Raw genomic sequence first — 18,024 nt, 5'->3', positions numbered from 1 at the left:
GACGGCTAGACGACCGCCATCTTCAGGGCCGCCGCGACCCGGACGAGGCCGGCCTTCGTGTCGCCGCCCTTGAGGTGGACGCGCAGCGCCCGCCGGCCGCGCTCGGCGAGGACGGCGAAGTCGCCCCGCGCCTGCGCCGCGACGACGGTGCTGAACCCGAGCTTCCGGCCCGGGATCGGCAGGTCCTCGGCAGCGTCCGCGGTGATCTGCAGGAACACGCCGGTATCCGGGCCGCCCTTGTAGGCCTGGCCGGTCGAGTGGAGGAACCGCGGCCCGAACTCCAGGCAGGTCGCGACCTTGCGGGCGTCGCGCACGGCGATCCGCGGCTCCTGCAGGATCGCGGCGGCCTCGGCGTCGCGCGGGACGTAGGCCAGGAGCCCCAGGTAATCGCCGTCCTTCAGGCGGCCGATCTGCGCCTTCATCGCGGCCTCGAGCCCCTCGGCGGCCGGCTTGAGGGCGTCGGCGTTCCGCGGATCGGCGTAGAGCGCGACCCAGTCGTCCTCGTAGAGCGGCGTCTCGGCGGGGAGGGCGCCCTTCGCCTCGGCCTCGGCGAACAGCTTCTTCGTCTCGACCTTGCTGGCCTCGACGTCGGGCTGGTCGAACGGGTTGATCCCGATCACCGCACCGGCCACCGCGGTCGCCATCTCCAGGCGGTAGAATTCCTGCGGCAGCTGCTCGATCGAGTCGAGGGTGATGCGGGCGATCGGGTGGCCGTCCCGCTCCAGGGCGCGCAGGGCCTCGTCCTGCGCGGCCTCGGCGTTGCCGTCGAGGCGCAGGTAGACGAAGAACCGGTCGTGGCCGTAGACCGCCGGAACGCCGACCGGCTCGCCGTCCACCGGCACGAGGCCCTTGCCCTGCTTGCCGGTCGATTCCGCGATCAGCTGCTCGGCCCAGGCGCCGAAGCTCGCGATCGCCGGCGAGGCGACGATCGTCACCTTGTCGCGGCCGGCGAGCGCCGCGGCGCCGATGGCCGTGCCCAGCAGGACGCCCGGGTTCACGGCCGGCGGCACGGCCGGGCCGCAGGAGCGGACCATGATGCGGGCGGTCTCGAGGAGCGCCTTCACGTCGAGCCCCATGGCGGCGGCCGGCACGAGGCCGAAGGCCGAGAGCACCGAGTAGCGCCCGCCGATCTGCTTCACGCCGTAGAAGATCTTTTTGAACCCATCCGCCTTGGCGGCGCGCTCCATGTCGGAGCCGGGATCAGTGACCGCCACGAAATGCTCGCCGGCCTTCTCGCCGAGCACGTCCTTGGCGCGGGCCAGGAAGTAGTCGCGGAAGACGTTCGGCTCCAGGGTCGAGCCGGACTTGGACGCGACGATGAACAGCGTCTTGCCGAGGTCGATGCTCGCCTCCAGGGCGCGCACCTGATCCGGGTGGGTCGAGTCGAGGATCTGGAGCTTCGGGAAACCCTCGCGCTGACCGTAGGTCAGGCTGAGGACCTCCGGTCCGAGGCTCGACCCGCCCATGCCCAGCACCACGGCGTCGGTGAAGCCCTCCGCCTTCACCCAGTCGGAGAAGGCGGCGTAGTCGGCGGCCTTCTCGAGCTCTTCCTCGACGATGTGCAGCCAGCCGAGCCAGTTCGCCTCGTCGTGGCCGGACCAGACCGAGGCGTCGCCCGCCCAGAGCCGGCGGATCGACCCGCTGGCGCGCCAGGATTCGACGGCCTTCTTGGCCTCGGCCGCCAGGGTGTCGTCCATGGCGAGGCTCTGCCCGTCCAGGCGGTGGCCCAGCAGCGCGACGCGCTTGCCGGCGACGGCGCCCAGCAGGTTGTCGGCGGCGTCGATGAAGAGCTGCACGCCCTCCTTCACCAGTCGCTCGGCCACCGCCTCGATGTCGATGCCGGTCCGCGCGAGCCGGGCCATCACGGCCTCGGCGCCGGGCACGTCCTCCTCGATCGTGGCCCGCACCACGCCGTGGTCGCGGAACGCGTCCATGGTGGCCGGCGGCATCGTGTTGACGGTGTTCGGCCCGATCAGCTCCTCGACGTAGAGGACGTCGGAATAGGCCTTGTTCTTCACGCCCGTGGAGGCCCAGAGCAGCCGCTGCGCCTTGGCGCCCTTCTCGGCCAGCGCGGTCCACTTGGATTCGGCGAAGATCGTCTTGTAGCGCTGGTAGGCGAGCTTGGCGTTGGCGATCGCCACCTTGCCCTTCAGCTGCTCCAGGGCGAACTTCTCGTCCGGGTCGTTGGCCTGCGCGATCTTCTCATCGAGGAGCTTGTCGACCAGGACGTCGATGCGGCTGATGAAGAAGCTCGCCACGCTGGCGATCCGCGAGACGTCGTGGCCGGCCTTCGCGCGCGCGTCGAGACCGTCGATGAAGGCGCGCGCCACGGCCTCGTAGGCCTCCTGCGAGAACAGCAGGGTGACGTTGATCGAGATGCCCTCGCTCGTCAGCTGCTGGATCGCCGGGATCCCCTCCGGGGTGGCCGGCACCTTGACCATCAGGTTGTCGCGGGAGACCGCCTTGTGCAGGCGGCGCGCCTCGGCCAGCGTCGCCTCGGTGTCGAGGGCGAGGTAGGGTGAGACCTCCAGGCTGACGTAGCCGTCGGCACCGTCGCTCGCCTCGTAGACCGGGCGGAGCACGTCGGCGGCCGCCTGGATGTCGGCGATGGCGAGCCCCTCGTAGAGGTCGATGACGCGGCTGTCGCCGGTCGCCTGCACGGCCTTCAGGCTGTCGTCGTACTCGTCCGAGTGGCCGATCGCCTTCTCGAAGATCGACGGGTTGGAGGTGACGCCCCGCAGGCCGTCGCGCTCCACGAGCTGCTTCAGCTCGCCCTTCTCGATGAATCCGCGGGCCACGAAGTCGAGCCAGACCGCCTGATCCTGTTCGTCGTGCAGGGCCTTGAGCGCGTTCATGTCGGTTCCTCGCCTCGCGTACCGCGTACTCTCGCCCGAACGCACCCTCCCGCCCGGACCGGGCGGGAGAGCAGGCCCCCGGACTACTTCCTGTGCTTGGCCACCTGCGCCTTCGCGGCGTCCAGGACCTTCTCGGGGGTAAAACCGAACTTGGTCTGGAGATCCTTGATCGGCGCCGAGGCGCCGAAGGTGTGCATGCCGATGATCGCACCCTCGGAACCGGCGTAGCGGTCCCAGCCGATGACGCTGCCCTGCTCGACGGCCACCCGGGCCTTGACGGCGGGGGGCAGCACCGAGTCGCGGTAGGCCTCGTCCTGGCGCTCGAACAGGTCCCAGGACGGCATCGACACGACCCGGGCCTTCACCCCCTCGGCCTTCAGGGCCTCGTAGGCACCGACGCAGAGCTGCACCTCGGAGCCCGAGGCGAGCAGGATCACGTCGGGCGTGCCCTCGCTGTCGGCCAGCACGTAGCCGCCCTTGGCGGTGCCGGAGGCGGCCCCGTACTTCGCGCGGTCGAGGGTCGGCAGCGGCTGGCGCGAGAGGGCGAGAACCGCCGGCTGGTTCTTCAGCGTGAAGATCACCCGGTAGGCCTCGGCGACCTCGTTGGCGTCGGCCGGGCGCAGGGTCACGAGGCCCGGGATGCAGCGCAGCGACAGGAGCTGCTCCACCGGCTGGTGGGTCGGCCCGTCCTCGCCCACGCCGATCGAGTCGTGGGTGAAGATGTGGAAGACCGGCAGCTCCATGAGCGAGGCGAGCCGGATCGGCGGGCGCATGTAGTCGGCGAAGACCAGGAAGGTCGCGCCGTAGGCCCGCAGCCCGGAGAGGCCGAGCCCGTTCACGATCGAGCCCATGGCGTGCTCGCGGACGCCGAAATGCAGGTTGCGGCCGCCCGGCGAGAACGGGCCGAACGAGCCCGCGCCCTCGAAGGTCAGGTTCGACTTGTTGGACGGCGCCAGATCGGCCGAGCCGCCGAGCAGGAACGGCACGTGCTGGGCGATGGCGTTCAGCACCTTGCCGGAGGATTCGCGGGTGGCGAGGCCCTTGGCGTCCGGCTCGAAGACCGGGATGTCCTTGTCCCAGCCCTCCGGCAGGCGGCCTTCCAGGAAGGCGTTCAGGTCCTCGGCGTGGGCGGCGTCCGCCTCCTTCGCCTTGGCGAGCAGGCCCTGCCACGAATCGTAGAGGCCGGCGCCGCGCTTGCCGATGCCGTTCCGGAAGTTCTCCTGCACGCCGTCCGGCACGAGGAACTGCGCGTCCTCCGGCCAGCCGTAGGCGCGCTTGGCGCCCTTCACCTCGTCCTCGCCGAGCGCGTCGGAGTGCGCCTTGGAGGTGCCCTGCTTCTTCGGGGCGCCGTAGCCGATCACCGACTTGACGATGATGAGCGTCGGGCGGTCGTTGGTGGCCAGGAAGGTCTCGATCGAGCCCGCCAGCGCGTGCACGTCGTTGGCGTCGGCGACGCGCAGCACCTGCCAGCCGTAGGCCAGGAAGCGGGTCGCGACCTCCTCGCCGAAGGCCAGCTCCGTGTGGCCCTCGATGGTGACGGTGTTGTCGTCGTAGATCCAGCAGAGGTTGGCGAGGCGCAGGTGGCCGGCGAGCGAGGCGGCCTCCGAGGCGACGCCCTCCATCAGGTCGCCGTCCGAGCAGACGGCGTAGACGTTGTAGTCGAACAGCGGCAGGTTCGGCCGGTTCAGGTGCTGGCCGAGGAAGCGGCTGCCCATGGCCATGCCGACCGAGTTGGCGACGCCCTGGCCGAGCGGGCCCGTGGTGGTCTCGACGCCGGTGGTGAAGTGGTATTCCGGGTGGCCCGGGGTCCGGCTGTCGAGCTGCCGGAACTTCTTGATGTCCTCCAGCGACACCGCCGGGGCATTGCCGCCGTCGCTCTCGGCGACGCCCGCGAGGTGCAGCAGCCCGTAGAGCAGCATCGAGGCGTGGCCGCAGGACAGCACGAACCGGTCGCGGTTCGGCCAGTGCGGATGCGCCGGGTCGTAGCGCAGGTAGCGGTTCCACAGCGTGTAGGCGACCGGCGCCAGCGCCATGGGCGCGCCGGCATGGCCCGAATTGGCCTTCTGCACCGCGTCGATCGCGAGCGTCCGGATCGTGTTGATGCTGAGCGTATCGATCTCAGCGAGGGCCGCCTTGGCGGGAGTGTCAGCACCGCTCATGATGTCGCGTCTTCCAGTTCGCCTCGCGCGGTCCGCTTCGCGGCTTCGCGCTGCCGTAGGACGGCGGGAGGAGCTCCGTTGGCCTTACCACCCTGCCGATCCGCCGGCCCTTCGCCGCGCGTATAGCTGAGGAGCGTGTTGACGAGGGCGACGTGGGTGAACGCCTGAGGGAAGTTACCCACAAGACGCTTGGCTTGCACGTCGTATTCCTCGCTGACGAGGCCGAGATCGGTGCAGATGCCGATCAGGCGCTCGATCAGTGCCCCGGCCTCGTCGCGCCGCCCCAGGCCGATGAGGTTGTCCACGTACCAGAAGGTGCAGGGCAGGAAAGCCCCCTCGGAGCCGGTCAGCCCGTCGGTGGTCTGCCCCTCGGTCTCGTAGCGGAGGATGAAGCCGTCCCGCATCAGCCCCTTGCCGATCGCCTCCACGGTGCCGACCACCCGGGGATCGTGCTGCGGCAGGAAGCCGGTATGGGCGATGAGCAGGAGGCTCGCGTCCAGGGCCTTCGCGCCGTAGGACTGGACGAAGCTGTTGAGGGCGGGGTCGAAGCCCTTCTCGCAGACCTCGGCGTGGATCTCGTCCTTGACGGCGCGCCAGCGCTCGGCCTGCTCCTGCGTGGCGCCGTTCTCGTGCATCTCGTGCATGCGCAGCGCCCGGTCGAACGCCACCCAGGCCATGACCTTCGAGTGCGTGAAGTGGCGACGCCCGCCGCGCACCTCCCAGATCCCCTCGTCGGGCTCGCGCCACGCGGTCTCCAGGTGGTTCAGGATCGCGAGGCCGACCCGCAGGCCGTCCTTGCTCACCGGCAGGCCGCGGGCATGGGCCTGGTAGAGCGCGTCGAACAGCTCGCCGTAGACGTCGAGCTGGAACTGGCTGGCGGCGGCGTTGCCGATGCGGACGGGCCGCGAGTTCTCGTAGCCCGGCAGCCAGTCCAGCTCGATCTCGGGCAGCAGCCGCTCGCCCGCGATGCCGTAGAGGATGTGCGCCTGCTCGGGATTGCCCGCCACGGCCCGCAGCAGCCAGCCCAGCCAGTCGCGCGCCTCGTCGATGTAGCCGCCGTCCATCAGGGCGATCAGCGTCAGGGTCGAGTCGCGCAGCCAGCAGAACCGGTAATCCCAGTTCCGGATCCCGCCGAGCCCCTCCGGCAGGGAGGCCGTGGGCGCCGCCACGATGCCGCCGGTGGGCTCGTAGATCAGCGCCTTGAGGGTCAGGAGGGAGCGCTGGAGCATCCGGTCCCAGCCCGTGCCGCCGGCGCAGCGCGACGACCATTCGCGCCAGTGCTGGTCGGTGGCCTCGAGGACCTTGCGCGGCTCGATCGGGGGCGGGTCGTCCTCGTGGGAGGGACCGTAGCTCAGGACGAACCGGTGCTTGTCACCGGCATGGACGGTGAACTCGGACACCGTCGTCTGCGCGTCCGATCCCTTGAGATGGACGTCGGTGCGCAGCACGACCTTGTGCGGGCCCGAGACGGCGCGCAGGTCGCCCAGCTCCGAGCGGGAGACCCAGGGCACGGCCGAGCCGTAATCGAACCGGACCGCCATCTCCATCCGCATGGCGACGCGCCCGTGCACGCCCTCGACGAGCCGCACCAGATGGGACCCGTCGCCGACCGGCATGAAATCCGTGACCAGGACCTCGCCCTGCCGCGTGGTGTGGCGGGTTTCCAGCACGAGGCTGCCCGGCCGGTAGGACCAGCGCGTCTCGACGTGCTCGGCCTCGGGGAAGATCTTCCAGAAGCCGTGCGCCTCGGTTCCCAGGAGGCTGGTGAACAGGGCGGCCGCGTCGAAGCGCGGCCAGCACAACCAGTCGACGCTGCCCTGACGGCTGATCAGCGCCGCGCTCCGGCAATCCCCGACGAGCGCGTAATCCTCGATGCGTGCAGCCATCCGGCCCCGGCCCCGGTCCGCGGCCGGCAGTCCGGGCCGTCCGCTGCGACGCACCTAGGACGTCCGGTCACGAGATCCAGAGGTCGGGGTGCCCGCTGCCCGACGCGGTCAGCGCAGGCAGTCGGCCACCGCCAGGGCCACCGTGCCCTGGACCACTCTCGCGCTGCTGCGCACGAGATTCGCCGCGTCGCCGACGGCCCGCGCGGCCGGAACCAGGGTCTCCACCACCGAGGCCGCGAAGGGCATGGCCTGCGACGGGAGCAGGGCGTCCTCGGCCTCATCGGCCGCCCCGCGGGCGGGCGCCATGGGATCGGTGTTGCTGCGGGGCGTCTCGGGGCAGCGCCGGCCGGGGCAGGCGCGCCGGCCCGCGGCCGCGACGTGGGCGTTCGCCCGTGCGGCCACGGCCGGACGGGCGGGCAGGGACCCCGTCCGCGCGATCACGGCGTCGAGCGGGTACTGCTCGGCGAACGCGATCACGGCGGGCGGGCGGCCCGGCGCCGCGACGGCGGCGATCGGCGCGAAATCCGTGGGTCCGGGCGCGGCGGACACGCCCGCTTCGACCCGGGCGCCGGGCTGCCCCGGCTTCGAGGTCGGGCAGTAGAGCGAGGCCACGCCCAGGATTGCCACGACGGCCAGCGTCGGCAGGAAGGGCATGGATACGCGGCCGTGGGCGGCGGCCGTCAGGGCGGGCTGATCTGGCCTGCGCATCCGAATCACCGATCTCCTTGACAGCCGCGAGGCCTGTACAGTGCGGCCAGCATTGCGGCGGAAGCTGGACCGTTTCTTTGCGCAGCGGTTACTGGTGCCGCAAGGTGGGGTTCCGCGGAAACGGGCGCCGCGGGCCCAGCACGGGCACGGGCCTTGCTTAGCTCGCGGCGGCCCGCGCCGGGCCGGCCTCGAGAAGAAGACCCGCCCCGTACCGGGCCACGATGACTGAAACCAATCTCACCGTCGCCGTGATCGACCCGAGCCGCGCCCGCGCGGCCATCCTGGAAGAGGGCCTGCGCGCCGCCGGGATCGGGCGCGTGGTCGTGATTCCCGACACCGCCGACCTCATGGAGCGCGTCGCCGCGCTCAAGCCCGACGTGGTGGTGATCCATCTGGAGAGCCCGAGCCGGGACATCCTGGAGCAGATGTCGGGTGTCTCCCGGCAGGTCGAGCGGCCCGTGGCGATGTTCGTCGACCGCTCAGACTCGACCATGATGCAGGCCGCCGTCGATGCCGGGATCTCCGCCTACGTGGTGGACGGGCTGCGGGCCGAACGGATCAAGTCGATCCTCGACATCGCGATCCTGCGCTTCAACGCCTTCGCGCGCCTCCAGCGCGAGCTGACGGAGGCGCGGGGCGAACTCGCCGACCGCAAGCTGATCGAGCGGGCGAAGGGCATCCTGATGACCATGAAGGGCCTCTCCGAGGACGAGGCGTACAAGCAGCTGCGCCGCAAGGCCATGAACGAGAAGCGCAAGATCGCCGACATCGCCCGGGCGATCGTCACCACCGCGGACCTGCTCGGATGAGGCTCCAGCTCGGCTACGTTCCGCTCTGCGACGCGGCGCCCCTAATCGCGGCCCACGAACTCGGCTTCGCCCGGGCCGAGGGGCTCGACCTCGACCTCACCGCCGAGCCCTCGTGGGCGACGCTGCGCGACCGGCTGGCGCTGGGCCATCTCGACGGCGCGCACATGCTGGCGCCGCTGGCGCTGGCGAGCCGGCTCGCCCTGTCGGGGCCGCCCTCCGACCTGATCGTGCCGCTCCAGCTCAGCACCGACGGCAACGCCGTCACGCTGTCCAACACGCTCTGGGGCGCGATGGACCCGGCCAGCGAGGCCCTGGCGGATGTCGCCCGCGCCTTCGCGGGCGTGGCGGAGGCCCGGCACCGCGCCGGCACCCCGCTGACCCTGGGCACGGTGCATCCCTTCTCGTGCCACAGCTACCAAGTGCGGCTGTTCGCCGAGGCCGGCGGCCTCGACGCGGCGGCGTTCCGCACCGTCGTGGTCCCGCCGCAGCACTGCGTGGAGGCGCTGGCGCGCGGTCTGGTCGACGGGTTCTGCGCGGGCGCGCCCTGGAACGACGTGGCGGTCGCGGCCGGCCACGGGCGTGTGGCCGTCCACGGCAGCGCCCTCGCGCCGAACGCGACCGAGAAGGTGCTGGCCGTCTCCGCGCGGCTCGACGGCGCGATCCTGCCGCTGGTGCGGGCGGTCGCCCGGGCCGGACGCTGGTGCGCGGATCCGGAGAACCGGACCGAGCTGATCCATCGCCTCGCCCGCCGGACCTATCTCGATCTCGATCCCGCCCTGGTCGGCCGGGCCTTCGGCGATCCGGACCCGTCCGCCGGGCCCGGCACGCGCATCCGCTTCGGCGCGGCGGTCGAGGAGCCGCGCGCCGCGCAGGCCCGGTGGCTGCTGGAGCAGATGCGGGCGTCGCAGCAGGTGCCCGCGCAGCTCGACATCACGGCGGCGATCGCGACCGTCTACAGGGCGGATCTGTACAGGGCGGCGATGGCGGATCTCTGACGACGGCGACACTTCGCGCGGTTCGTCATCGGCGCGCGGAATCGCGGCGAACAGCGGCGGAACGCGCGGCACGCTCGCCCGTTGTGCTTGAGCCATGCCCGGATGCCGCAAACTCGAAACTGGATCGTTGATCTCGCATCCGCGCGGGCGGGTCGAGCTTCGACGCTACGTCACGCGGGGCGGCCGCGTGCCCCGCGCCTGCAACGACAACCGTCGGGCGGGATCGCACCACGCCTGGTACTGGGTCCTGGCCGCCGGCGCGATGCCGACGCTGGGGCTCCTGGCGATGCTGTCGACACTCCTGTAACGGACCGCGACGTCGATGCGGGCGCGTTCCAGGCGCCGGCATTGCGCGCCTGCGATTCTACAACTCGAGAATCGGTGTGACTCGCGGCGATATAGCCGCGAGAACTGACGTAGTACGTTCATCATAATCCGAAGCTGCGCGTTGCCGGTCAGCCTATCGGGTCCGACGCGGCGATCGCTTGCGCGCGGTAGGCCCCCGTCGACGCGCCTCCGGAAATTTCCGGACCTTCCTGTCGCTGCCGGAAAGCGCGGTCCGCCCGTGATCGCTTTTGCGACGGGTCGCACAGTTTTTGTGCAGTGCCGAAGCCGCCGCCTCGACGGCCGAAACGTCCCGGCCGCCCCACCGATCCTGCGGGTCCGCGCGGCGCTCGCGGACCGCGCGGCGTCTGGCACGGAACCTGCAAACCTCCCCCCGTCCGTCAACGGCGACGGACAGCGCCGTCAGCGAGGCCGCTGATCCGGTTCTCCCTGGGGCTGAAGCCTGCCGGGAGACGACCGGCAGCGGCTTTTTCGTGGGCGGTCCGCCAACGACCCTGCACTCGAGGTTCCAGACGCGATCGAGCGATGGCGACATCCCCCATGGACACACGCGGACACGACGCGGGCGCCGGGAACGGCCCGCCGCGCGAGAGGCTGGTCGTCGTCGGCAACGGCATGGCCTCGCTGCGCTTCCTGGAGCGGCTGACCGAGGCCGCGCCCGGCCGCTACGACATCACCTGCATCGGGGCCGAGCCCACGGCCGCCTACAACCGGGTCCTGCTCTCCTCGCTGCTCGGCGGCGAGGTCGACGAGGCGGCCTGCGCCTTCCGGGGCCTCGACTGGTACGCGGATCACGGCATCCGCCTGATCACCGGCGCGCCGGCGACCCGGATCGACCGGGAGAACGGGCTCGTCATCGTGGGCGAGACCCACGTCCTGCCCTTCGACCGCCTGGTCCTCGCGGTCGGCTCCCTGCCGATCCGCCTGCCGAAGCCCGGCATGGACCTTCCGGGCGTCATCACCTTCCGCGACCTCGCCGACGTGGCGGCGATCCGCCGTGCAGCCGTGCAGCACGCGAAGGCCATCGTCATCGGCGGCGGCCTCCTGGGCCTCGAGGCGGCGGTCGGGCTCGCGCGCCTCGGCGTCGAGACCACGCTGCTCCACGTCATGGACCGGCTGATGGAGCGCCAGCTCGATCACCACGCCGCCGGGCTGGTGAAGCGCGCCATGGAGGCGCGGGGCGTGCGCGTCATCCTCAAGGCCGACACCGCCCGGATCGAGGGCGCGTCCCGGGTCGAGCGCCTCGTGCTGGCGGACGGCACCGCGCTCCCGGCCGACCTCGTGGTGATGTCGGTGGGCGTGCGCCCCTCGGTGGCGCTGGCGCAGGAAGCCGGGCTGGCCATCGGCCGGGGCATCACGGTCGACGACCGGATGACCACCTCGGACCCGCGGATCTTCGCGCTCGGCGAGTGCGCCGAGCACCGCGGCCAGATCTACGGTCTGGTCGAGCCCGCCTACGAGCACGCCGACACGCTCGCCCGCCACCTCTCGGGCGAGCCGGCCGAGTACCGGGGCACGGCCCTGTCCACGAGCCTGAAGGTTTCGGGCCTGCCGGTCTTCTCGGCCGGGATCGTGGACACGCCCGACGACGCGGAGGCGATCGTGCTCTCCGACCCCGGCGCCGGCCTCTACCGCAAGCTGCTGGTGCGCGGCGGCCGGCTGATCGGCGCGGTGTTCGTCGGCGACATCGCCGAGCAGGGCGCCTGCAAGGGGCTGATCCGCTCCGGCGACCCGATCGAGAACGTGGACGACTTGATGTTCGGGCGCCCCGCGCCCGAGCCCCTGGCTGCTTGAGGAGGCGCGGATGTCCGAGACCACCACCCAGACCGCCGCGGGCGCGTTCGAGGCCGAGCAGAAGCGCTACCTCGAGGGCTTCGCCTCCGGCATCGCCGCCGTCCGCCTGACCGGCGGCCTGGCCGCGGGCGGGGCGGGGGCGGCCGCGCCGCCGGCCGAGCCGACGGGCCCGGACGCGATCCACATCAAGGCGCAGGACCGGACCGTCAAGGACGGCGGCAAGCTCTGCGACCAGGAGAAATGGAAGCGCGCCGAGAACCCGTTCGACGGCCACAACCGCCTCATCCAGGAGGCCGCCGCCGGCAAGCAGCCGAAGCCCGAGGACAATTTCCGCTGGCGCTACCACGGGATGTTCTGGGTGGCGCCGAACCAGGTCTCGTACATGTGCCGGCTGCGGATCCCGAACGGGATCCTGCACCACTGGCAATTCGCCGGCATCGCCGACCTCGCCGACCAGCACGGCGGCGGCTACGTCCACGTGACCACCCGGGCGAACCTGCAGGTGCGGGAGATCGATCCCGAGCACGCCCAGCCCTTCCTCGACGGGCTCACCGATATCGGTCTCACGGCCCGGGGGGCGGGCGCCGACAACATCCGCAACGTCACCGGCTCCTCGACCGCCGGCATCGACGCCCAGGAGCTTCTGGACACGCGCCCGCTCGCCAAGTCCTGGCACAACTGGATCCTGAACGACCGCTCGCTCTACGGCCTGCCGCGCAAGTTCAACGTCGCCTTCGATGGCAGCGGCGTGATGCCGACCCTGGAGGAGACCAACGACATCGGCTTCCAGGCCGTGGAAGTGCTGGACGGCGCCGCCGTGCCGCCCGGCATCTACATGCGCCTCGTGCTCGGCGGCATCTCGGGCCACCGGGACCTCGCCCGCGATACCGGCATCGTGCTGAAGCCCGAGGACTGCAACGCCGTCGCCGACGCGATCATCCGGGTGTTCATCGAGAACGGCGACCGGACGAACCGCAACAAGAGCCGGATGAAGTACGTCCTCGACGCCTGGGGCTTCGACAAGTACCTCGCGGCCGTCGAGGACAAGCTCGGCCGCAAGCTCGACCGGGTCGCCCCGGAGCACGTCGCGCCGCGGAAGGCCACCGACCGGTTCGCCCATGTCGGCGTCCACGCCCAGAAGCAGCCCGGCCTCAACTGGATCGGCGTGGTCCTTCCGGTCGGCAAGATGACCAGCGATCAGGTCCGGGCGCTCGCCAAGATCGCCGCCGAGTGCGGCGATGGCCAGATCCGCCTCACCGTCTGGCAGAACTTCATCTTCTCCGGGGTTCCGGACGCGAAGGTCGCCGAGGTTGAGCAGCGGGTGCTCGATCTCGGCCTCACCACCAAGGCGGCGGGCATCCGCTCCGGTCTCGTGGCCTGCACGGGGGCGAAGGGCTGCAAGTTCGCGGCCTCCGACACCAAGGGCCACGCGCTGATCATCGCCGACCACGTCGAGACGGCCCTGCCGAACCTCGACGTGCCGGTGAACGTCCATCTCACCGGCTGCCATCACAGCTGCGCCCAGCACTACATCGGCGATATCGGGCTGATCGGCGCCAAGGTCGTCGTCTCGGAGGAGGGCGACACCGTCGAGGGCTACGACGTCGTGGTCGGCGGCGGCTTCGCCGAGAACCCGAAGATCGGCACCGAGATCTGGAAGGCCGTGAAGGCCGAGGATGCGCCCGCCCGCGTCGAGGCGCTGCTGCGCGCCTACCTCGCCCTCCGCCAGGGCCCCGAGGAGAGCTTCCAGGCCTTCACCAGCCGCACCGGCGCGGAGGCGCTCCGCGACGCCGCCGAGGACCAGCCCGCCCTGAAGGCCGCCGCATGACCCAGCACGTCTCGCCCCCCCTCGTCCTGATCCCCGAGACCGCGCCCTTCAACGAGGACCAGCGCGCCTGGCTCTCGGGCTACTTCGCGGCCCTGCTCGGCCCCGCCGTCGCGGGCGCGACGGCGCTCGCGCCCGGCGAGGGCCCCGCCACGGGCCCCAAACTCGCCGACAACGACGACGCCCCCTGGCACGACCCGTCCGTGCCGATCGCCGACCGGATGGCGATGGCCAAGGACCGGCCCGAACCGCAGAAGCTGATGGCCGCCATGGCCCAGCAGGATTGCGGCCAGTGCGGCTACAACTGCGCCGACTACGCCAACGCCATCTTCCTCAAGAACGAGGCGCGCCTGAACCTTTGCCAGCCCGGCGGCAAAGAGACCCTGCGCATGCTCAAGAAGCTGGACGAGGAGTTCGGCGCCGCAGGCGGCGCCTCCGCGGCGCCGAAGGCGGAGGACGACGCCCCGAAGGCGGCGGCCGATCTCGGCCCGCTCGGCTACTGCCGCGAGAACCCGGTCGAGGCGCTGTTCCTGTCCCGCCGACGCCTCAACGATCCGGGCGGCGAGAAGGAGACGTGGCACATCGAGATCGGGCTCGACGGCACGCCGATCCAGTACGAGGTCGGCGACTCGCTGGGCCTGTTCCCCGCCAACGCCCCGGCACTGGTGGATGCCGTGATCGCGGAACTCGGCGCCCGGCCCGAGCGGGTGATCGGGGAAAGGACCCTGCGTGAGCACCTGCTGATCAACTACGCGCTCGGCGCGGCGCCCGACAATCTGTACCAGCTGCTGTCGCTGCTCACCTCCGGGGCGGCGCGCAAGAAGGCGCAGGCGCTCGCCTCCGGCGAGGATCCGGACGGCGACGCCGCCTATCTCGACGTGCTCGGCGCGCTCCACAAGTTCCCGGGCGCGCGGCCCGACGCCGAGGTCTTCCTGGAGGCCTTGGACGAGCTGCAGCCGCGGCTCTACTCGATCTCGTCCTCGCCCAAGATGGATGTCGGCCGCGTGTCGCTGACCGTGGACGCGGTGCGCTACAACCACCGCTCGCGGCTGCGGCTGGGCGTGGCCTCGACGCACCTCGGTGAGCGTCTTCCGGAGCAGACCAAGGTGAAGGTCTACCTCCAGAAGGCGCACGGCTTCGGCCTGCCGGCCGACCTGTCGAAGGACGTGATCATGTGCGGTCCCGGCACCGGCATCGCGCCGTTCCGGGCCTTCCTGCGCGAGCGCGCCGCCACGCGGGCGCCGGGCCGCAACTGGCTGTTCTACGGCCACCAGCGGCAGGCCTCGGACTTCTTCTACAAGGACGAGCTGAACAGCCTGAAGGACGACAAGGTGCTCACCCGCCTGTCCCTGGCCTGGTCGCGGGACGGGACGGAGAAGACCTACGTCCAGGACCGGATGCGCGAGAACGGCGCCGAGCTGTGGAAGTGGCTCGAGGGCGGCGCGCATTTCTACGTCTGCGGCGACGCCAAGCGCATGGCCAAGGACGTCGAGCGGGCGATCATCGACGTGGCGGCGCAGTTCGGCGGCAAGAGCCCCGAGGACGCGGTGGCCTATCTCGCCGCGCTCAAGAAGGCCGGGCGGTATCAGGCCGACGTGTACTGAACCGCAACTTGCTCTCCTCCCCTGGCGACCCCGGGCTTGCCCGGGATCGCTCGAGCCTGTGGGGAGGAGCCGGAGGTGGGGGTGGCGCAGGATGGGGCTCGGGCGGTGCCTTCTGCACCACCCCCACCCCTGACCCCTCCCCACAGGGGGGAGGGGAACGGCGGCGCGAAGCTTGCTCCCGCCCAGGACGACCCTGCGAGGATTGAGCCATGACCCAGCCAGTGGCGGCGCCGACGGTGCGGACCACCTGCCCCTATTGCGGGGTCGGGTGCGGCGTGCTCGCGACCCCGGACGGGCAGGGCGGCGCCACCATCGCGGGCGATTCCGAGCACCCGGCCAATTTCGGCCGCCTGTGCTCGAAGGGCTCGGCGCTGGGCGAGACCCTGTCGCTCGAGAACCGCCTGCTCCACCCGCAGGTCGACGGCGCCCAGGTCTCGTGGGATGCCGCGCTCGACACGGTCGCGGGCAAGCTCCGCGCGGTGGCGGACGAGCACGGGCCGGACGCGATCGCCTTCTACCTCTCGGGCCAGCTCCTCACCGAGGATTACTACGTCGCCAACAAGCTCGCGAAGGGCTTCATCGGCACGCCGCACGTGGACACCAACTCGCGCCTCTGCATGTCGAGCGCGGTCGCGGCCCACCGCCGGGCCTTCGGCTCCGACACGGTCCCGGGCTGCTACGAGGATCTCGACGAGGCCGACCTGATCGTGCTGGTCGGCTCCAACACCGCGTGGTGCCACCCGGTCCTGTTCCGCCGCATGGCCGACGCCAAGGAGCGCCGCGGCACCAAGTTCGTGGTCATCGACCCGCGCCGGACCCAGACCGCGCAGGAATGCGACCTGTTCCTCGGCATCCGGCCGGGCACCGACACCGCCCTGTTCTCGGGCCTGCTGGTCTACCTGTCGGACAACGGTTTCCGCGACCGCGCCTTCATCGATTCCCACACGGCCGGCCTCGACGGCGCCCTCGACCGCGCCCGCCAGATCGCGCCGGACCTCGCGGCTGTCGCCGGCGTCACCGGCGTGACCGAGGCCGACATCGCGGCCTTCTACGCCCTGTTCGCCGGCACCCGCCGGGTGGTCACGGCCTTCTCGCAGGGGGTGAACCAGTCGGCGCAGGGGACCGACAAGGGCAACAGCATCATCAACTGCCACCTCGTCACCGGCCGGATCGGCGAGACCGGGATGGGGCCGTTCTCGCTGACCGGCCAGCCGAACGCCATGGGCGGGCGCGAGGTCGGGGGGCTCGCCAACATGCTGGCCGCCCACATGCACTTCACCCCCGAGGAGGTGGACCGGGTGCGCCGCTACTGGGGCGCCCCGCGGATCATCACCGGCGAGGGCATGAAGGCGGTGGCCCTGTTCGAGGCGATCGGCCGGGGCAAGATCAAGGCGCTGTGGGTGATGGGCACCAACCCGCTGGTCTCGATGCCGCGGGCCGACGCGATCCGGGACTCGCTCGCCGGCCTCGACCTCTACGTGGTGTCCGAGGCGGTGGCGGATTCCGACACCGCGCGGGGGCGGGCCAGGACCACCGTGCTTCTCCCCGCCCAGGCCTGGGGCGAGAAGGACGGCACGGTCACCAATTCCGAGCGCCGGATCTCGCGCCAGCGCCGCTTCCTCGCGAGCCCCGGCGAGGCCAGGCCGGACTGGGCGGCGCTGGCGGATGTCGGGCGCCGCCTCGGCCACGGCCGGGCCTTCGCGTTCGATTCCGCCGCCGCGATCTTCCGCGAGCATGCCGGGCTCTCGGCCTACGAGAACAACGGCACCCGCGATTTCGACCTCGGCGCGCTCGCGGACATCGGCGACGCCGCCTACGAGGCGGCCCTGCCGGTGCAGTGGCCGATCCCGAGGCGCTCCGGCTTCCGGGGCGCCCCGCAGGGGAAGGCGAGGCTGTTCGGCGACGGCCGGTTCTACACCTTCGACCGGCGCGCCCGCTTCGTCGCGGTGCAGCCGCCGGCCCTCGCGCTCGCGGCCTCTACGGCGTTCTCGCTCATGCTCAACACCGGCCGGGTCCGCGACCACTGGCACACGATGACGCGCACCGGGAAGAGCCAGCGGCTCTCCGCGCACCGGGCCGTGCCGTTCGTCGAGGTCCATCCGGACGACGCGGCGGTCCACGGCCTCGCGGAGGGCGACATCGCCCGGCTCACGACCGCGCACGGCGCAGCCGAGCTGGAGGTGACGGTCACCGACACGGTGGTGCCAGGCAGCCTGTTCATGCCGATGCACTGGGGCGGCGCCTTCGCGTCGCGAGCCCGGGTCGGCGCGCTGGTGCGGGGCATGACCGACCCGGTCTCGGGTCAGCCCGAGCTCAAGGCGACCCCCGCGGCGATCGCGTCCGTCGGCTACCGCGCCCGCGGCTTCCTGCTGACGCGCCGACAGGTGGCGCTGCCCGAGGGCTGGTGGTGGGCGCGCGCCGCGATCACCGGCGGCTGGGGCGCGCAGTTCGCCACCGCCGACAGCTCCCGCGCCGTGGCGCTGATGGTGCGCGGGCTGATCCAGAGCGAGGCGCTGCCGGGCGGCGAGCTGGCGGAATATGCCGACCACGCCCGCGATCGCTACCGCTGCGCGGTCTACGACGGCGACCGCCTCGTCGCCTGCCTCGCCTACGCCCCCGCCGCCGAGCGGCCGGACTGGGAGGCCGCCAAGGTCCTGTTCGCCGCCGAGGCGCCCGACGCCGCCGAGCGGCGGGCGCTGCTCTCGGGCCGCGCGGCGACCGCCTCGGCGGGTCCGGTGGTCTGCGCCTGTCACGGCGTCGGCGCGGACGTCATCGCCGCGACCATCGCCGGAGGCGCCGGCTCCGTGGAGGCGGTGGGCGCCGCCTGCAAGGCCGGGACGAATTGCGGCTCGTGCATACCGGAGATCCGCAAGATGCTGGCCGGGCAGACCGCATGCGCCGCGTGATTTTCTGATACACTCGCCGGCGAGGATGGATCGGCTTCTCCTGTCAGATCACCTCATCCTGAGGTGCCCGCGTCAGCGGTCCTCGAAGAAGAGCTCCAGGGATCGCGGCCGACTGGAGCCCCCTTCGAGGCCTCCGCT

The 18,024-nt window shown here is 71.7% G+C and carries 11 protein-coding genes; 7 read left to right on the top strand and 4 right to left on the bottom strand.

What is annotated here, in order from left to right:
* Positions 1-5: 5 nt before the first annotated feature.
* The 4 genes from ACLBYG_RS16125 to ACLBYG_RS16110 all read right to left on the bottom strand — a co-directional run bounded on the left by ACLBYG_RS16125 (position 6) and on the right by ACLBYG_RS16110 (position 7,608).
* Entirely contained in the window at positions 6-2,855 is a 2,850-nt protein-coding gene (locus tag ACLBYG_RS16125) for a bifunctional transaldolase/phosoglucose isomerase (RefSeq protein WP_447682066.1), read from the bottom strand.
* An 83-nt stretch (positions 2,856-2,938) separates the two neighbouring features.
* Complete coding sequence (gene tkt / locus ACLBYG_RS16120; RefSeq protein ID WP_091681140.1) at positions 2,939-5,014, bottom strand: transketolase; 2,076 nt, start codon at positions 5,012-5,014, stop codon at positions 2,939-2,941.
* Entirely contained in the window at positions 5,011-6,900 is a 1,890-nt protein-coding gene (locus ACLBYG_RS16115; protein ID WP_447682065.1) for a glycoside hydrolase family 15 protein, read from the bottom strand. The genes tkt and ACLBYG_RS16115 overlap by 4 nt, the downstream gene beginning before the upstream one ends.
* A 108-nt stretch (positions 6,901-7,008) precedes the next feature.
* Positions 7,009-7,608 (bottom strand): hypothetical protein, encoded by a 600-nt coding sequence (locus ACLBYG_RS16110; protein ID WP_091681144.1) that lies wholly within the window; start codon positions 7,606-7,608, stop codon positions 7,009-7,011.
* 221 nt (positions 7,609-7,829) lie between these two features.
* Here ACLBYG_RS16110 and ACLBYG_RS16105 point away from each other — a divergent pair, with 221 nt between their 5' ends.
* The 7 genes from ACLBYG_RS16105 to ACLBYG_RS16075 all read left to right on the top strand — a co-directional run bounded on the left by ACLBYG_RS16105 (position 7,830) and on the right by ACLBYG_RS16075 (position 17,886).
* Entirely contained in the window at positions 7,830-8,417 is a 588-nt protein-coding gene (locus tag ACLBYG_RS16105; protein WP_026605088.1) for an ANTAR domain-containing response regulator, read from the top strand.
* The gene (locus ACLBYG_RS16100; protein ID WP_447682064.1) at positions 8,414-9,412 is read left to right on the top strand and encodes a CmpA/NrtA family ABC transporter substrate-binding protein; all 999 of its coding nucleotides are present in this window, start codon (positions 8,414-8,416) and stop codon (positions 9,410-9,412) included. Before ACLBYG_RS16105 ends, ACLBYG_RS16100 begins: the two co-directional genes overlap by 4 nt.
* Before the next feature lie 127 nt (positions 9,413-9,539).
* A complete protein-coding gene (locus ACLBYG_RS16095) occupies positions 9,540-9,719 on the top strand; it encodes a hypothetical protein (protein ID WP_020094181.1) in 180 nt (59 codons plus the stop codon).
* Positions 9,720-10,297: 578 nt separating this feature from the next.
* Positions 10,298-11,551: an NAD(P)/FAD-dependent oxidoreductase gene (locus tag ACLBYG_RS16090; protein WP_020094182.1), complete on the top strand. Its 1,254-nt coding sequence runs from the start codon at positions 10,298-10,300 to the stop codon at positions 11,549-11,551.
* 10 nt (positions 11,552-11,561) lie between these two features.
* Complete coding sequence (locus ACLBYG_RS16085) at positions 11,562-13,379, top strand: NirA family protein (protein WP_447682063.1); 1,818 nt, start codon at positions 11,562-11,564, stop codon at positions 13,377-13,379.
* Positions 13,376-14,980, top strand: a complete 1,605-nt coding sequence (locus ACLBYG_RS16080; RefSeq protein ID WP_447682062.1) for a sulfite reductase subunit alpha — start codon at positions 13,376-13,378, stop codon at positions 14,978-14,980. The genes ACLBYG_RS16085 and ACLBYG_RS16080 overlap by 4 nt, the downstream gene beginning before the upstream one ends.
* Before the next feature lie 209 nt (positions 14,981-15,189).
* Complete coding sequence (locus ACLBYG_RS16075; RefSeq protein WP_447682061.1) at positions 15,190-17,886, top strand: nitrate reductase; 2,697 nt, start codon at positions 15,190-15,192, stop codon at positions 17,884-17,886.
* The last annotated feature ends 138 nt before the right edge of the window (positions 17,887-18,024 follow it).

The sequence above is a fragment of the Methylobacterium sp. D53M genome, from assembly GCF_053345625.1.
The sequence above is the reverse complement of the archived record's forward strand: the minus strand, read 5'-3'. Positions and strand labels throughout refer to the sequence as shown.

Excerpts from the sequence above, each read along its gene's own strand:
- ACLBYG_RS16105 (WP_026605088.1), top strand. The coding sequence starts at position 7,830 with ATGACTGAAACCAATCTCACCGTCGCCGTGATCGACCCGAGCCGCGCC.
- ACLBYG_RS16125 (WP_447682066.1), bottom strand. The coding sequence starts at position 2,855 with ATGAACGCGCTCAAGGCCCTGCACGACGAACAGGATCAGGCGGTCTGG.
- tkt (WP_091681140.1), bottom strand. The coding sequence starts at position 5,014 with ATGAGCGGTGCTGACACTCCCGCCAAGGCGGCCCTCGCTGAGATCGAT.
- ACLBYG_RS16100 (WP_447682064.1), top strand. The coding sequence starts at position 8,414 with ATGAGGCTCCAGCTCGGCTACGTTCCGCTCTGCGACGCGGCGCCCCTA.
- ACLBYG_RS16075 (WP_447682061.1), top strand. The coding sequence starts at position 15,190 with ATGACCCAGCCAGTGGCGGCGCCGACGGTGCGGACCACCTGCCCCTAT.
- ACLBYG_RS16080 (WP_447682062.1), top strand. The coding sequence starts at position 13,376 with ATGACCCAGCACGTCTCGCCCCCCCTCGTCCTGATCCCCGAGACCGCG.
- ACLBYG_RS16115 (WP_447682065.1), bottom strand. The coding sequence starts at position 6,900 with ATGGCTGCACGCATCGAGGATTACGCGCTCGTCGGGGATTGCCGGAGC.
- ACLBYG_RS16090 (WP_020094182.1), top strand. The coding sequence starts at position 10,298 with ATGGACACACGCGGACACGACGCGGGCGCCGGGAACGGCCCGCCGCGC.
- ACLBYG_RS16085 (WP_447682063.1), top strand. The coding sequence starts at position 11,562 with ATGTCCGAGACCACCACCCAGACCGCCGCGGGCGCGTTCGAGGCCGAG.
- ACLBYG_RS16110 (WP_091681144.1), bottom strand. The coding sequence starts at position 7,608 with ATGCGCAGGCCAGATCAGCCCGCCCTGACGGCCGCCGCCCACGGCCGC.